Below are 2018 nucleotides of genomic sequence, written 5' to 3'. Positions count from 1 at the left end.
GATCACCATCTTGCCGCTGGACGTGGGGGTGCTGCGCTTGCCCAGGCTGACCGGGATCTTGCGGATCAGCTTGCCGTCCCGCAGCACGCGCATCTGCTTGGTGGCGTTGTCGACTTCGAGCGCCACCTGCCGTCCGATCCGGGACGTCGCGGTGCGGTCGGCGTCACCGATGTGCTTCTTGCCGATCGGCAGACCCGCCAGGCCGGCCCGGACACTGATGGTCGTGCCCGGCCGCCAGAAGTCGGGAGCCCGGTAGTAGACCTGACTGCCGTCGTCCACCCAGGACCAGGCCCCCGGCTGGGCTGGCTTCGTGGTGACGAACAACCGACGCTGCACGTCGGCGCGGGCGGCCCTGGCGATGGGCGGATCGAAGCCGATGGTCACCGGCATGGCCGTGCCGTACGTCTGCTTGTCGGCGAAGTACAGGGTGCTGGTCACCTGTGGCTTCATCGATGCGGCCGCGGTGGTGAAGGTGCTGGTGCGGGTGGTGGTCCGCCCGGAGTCGGCGGTGGCGGTGACCGCCGCGGTGTAGGTGTGCTGCGGCCGCAACGGAGCGGTCGGCAACCAGGCCGAGCCGTCCTCGCGCGGCTCCGCCCTGACCAGCGTGCCGGTGTCGTCGACGATGCGCACGGCGGTGATCTTCCCGCCCGTTACCTGCGGCACCACCTCGGCGCTGAGCGGCACGTTCCGGGACAGGTCGGTGGGCGTGAGGGTCAGTTCGGGCGATGGCACCACCTGCTCGGCGGGGCGCGCGGCGGACTTCCGCTCGGTGGTGCACCCGCCGAGGACCAGCGGTGTCGCCGCGACGGTCACCGCTACGAGCGCCATGCGCCTTCGTAACCCCATCCGACGTCCCCCGGCTTCCGTGTGCTCCGTGGCGGCAATTCTCTCCGCGTCGGCGGCGCCCTGCGCTGTTTCCGGAAATCACGCAACGAAGGTGGGAACGGTCGGCAGGGCAGCCGGTCCCGGCCCCTCGGTTGCGCTTCCCTTTCGTGATCCTCGGGGCATCGAAGTGTGATGCTGCCGTGGAATGCTGGCCGACATGCGCAGAAGACGACGTCCATGGATTCTGCTCCCGCTCCCCTCCTGCCCCTGACCGGCTGCTCGCCGGTGGACGAGCCGATCGTCGCCCTCGCCGTCCAGGATGGTCAGCCGGTCGGCGTACTGGTCACCTGCGAGGACAGGGACGCGCGCCTCGCCGTGTTCGAGAACGACCATCAGGGTGAACCGGGCAAACGAACCCTGATCAGGTGGAGCATCAACGGCCCGCCCGCGAGCGAGATCGTGGAAGTGGCCCTGCTGGGTCAGCCGCCGGAGGGCTGGGAGGTCGCCGACGCTGTCGACACCCCAGCGGCCGAGGCGGACATCGATCCGGACGTCGAGCCGCTCACCGAATTTCGGCCCGGGGTCACCTACACAGTCACCGGGTCGAGCCGCCGTAACGCCATCTCGGTGGACTTCACCCTCGCGGACCTCCCACGGATCGGCCCGGACCAGGTGCTGGCGCCGCGCGGACACGACTCGACGAAGGTCGTTTCCCGGGAGACCTTCCTGCGCAAGGCACGCGACAAGTGCTGAGCAGGACGGCGGCCGGGGAGACCCGGCAGAAAAGCAGAGTGGCGCCACAGCCGCCGATTACAGTTTTTGGAGAAAAATCGGGGAATTGAGATCGAGCCGACATCACGGCGACTCCACAAACCTGACCAGGCAATCGCAGAGCGATATTTAAGGGAGAATTAATCGTTTCGGTTGGAAACGAGCAGGGGGCCGACTCGTATTCTTCGTGCTCGGAAGAAAGGTGTGCCCCCCGTTGATGAATCTCCGATCCACCCCTCGACACCGTCGTTCCGTCACCGCCCTGCTGCTGGTGAGCGTGGCGCTCGCCGGCGGATGCAAGGAGGCACCGGGCACCCCCGGCGCGTCCGGCCCATCCAGCGACACCGGCATCGGCTCGTCCGCCCCGGAGGCGCCGACGGCCACCGCCCCGGGCGACCCGCCGGCCACGCCGAGCGCCCCGG

Annotated in this window: 2 protein-coding genes and 1 pseudogene; 2 read left to right on the top strand and 1 reads right to left on the bottom strand. The window is 68.9% G+C overall.

All coding sequences use genetic code 11. The features are described from left to right. A partial coding sequence (locus PSH25_RS13595; protein ID WP_238659444.1) for a L,D-transpeptidase occupies window positions 1–828 on the bottom strand: 828 nt, incomplete at its 3' end. A 234-nt stretch (window positions 829–1062) separates the two neighbouring features. Between PSH25_RS13595 and PSH25_RS13590 the strand changes: the two genes are divergently transcribed. Continuing rightward, the gene (locus tag PSH25_RS13590; protein ID WP_238659443.1) at window positions 1063–1578 is read left to right on the top strand and encodes a hypothetical protein; all 516 of its coding nucleotides are present in this window, start codon (window positions 1063–1065) and stop codon (window positions 1576–1578) included. A 235-nt stretch (window positions 1579–1813) separates the two neighbouring features. Then, a pseudogene (locus PSH25_RS13585) lies at window positions 1814–2018 on the top strand (hypothetical protein); the annotation flags it as partial.

The organism is Micromonospora foliorum, from assembly GCF_022229015.1.
GTDB classification, from domain to species: domain Bacteria; phylum Actinomycetota; class Actinomycetes; order Mycobacteriales; family Micromonosporaceae; genus Micromonospora; species Micromonospora foliorum.
The sequence above is the reverse complement of the archived record's forward strand: the minus strand, read 5'-3'. Positions and strand labels throughout refer to the sequence as shown.

What these genes read in the sequence shown, in the direction of transcription:
- PSH25_RS13590 (WP_238659443.1), top strand. Translation starts at nt 1,063, where the DNA reads ATGGATTCTGCTCCCGCTCCCCTCCTGCCCCTGACCGGCTGCTCGCCG.